Source organism: Mesorhizobium sp. M8A.F.Ca.ET.165.01.1.1, from assembly GCF_004792065.1.
Taxonomy (GTDB): domain Bacteria; phylum Pseudomonadota; class Alphaproteobacteria; order Rhizobiales; family Rhizobiaceae; genus Mesorhizobium.
Genome location: NZ_SRTH01000291.1, coordinates 1 through 243, shown reverse-complemented (window position 1 = coordinate 243; position 243 = coordinate 1). Strand labels below are relative to the sequence as shown.

General features: G+C 60.5%; 1 protein-coding gene. It reads right to left on the bottom strand.

The window, feature by feature from the left end; all coding sequences use genetic code 11:
* Positions 1-243, bottom strand: a 243-nt coding sequence (locus EN808_RS36145; RefSeq protein ID WP_135918291.1) for an Ig-like domain-containing protein, incomplete at both ends; no start/stop codon positions are given.

The window sequence follows — 243 nt, the reverse complement described above, 5'->3', positions numbered from 1 at the left end:
TGCCATAGGTGCCGACCAGGTCGTTGCCGACATTGCCAGCCGAGCCGTTGACGGCGCTGACGCTGTGCGTGTCGCCATTGTCGACATCGGTGTCGTTGGAAAGCACATTGCCGCTCACCGGATTGGGCGCTGTGTCTTCTTTCACCGAATTGATGTCGGCAACCGCGACCGGAGCATCATTTGTGCCGTTGATGGTCACCGTCAGGCTGGAGCTCGAAGAGCCGCCATGGTTGTCGGCGTTGG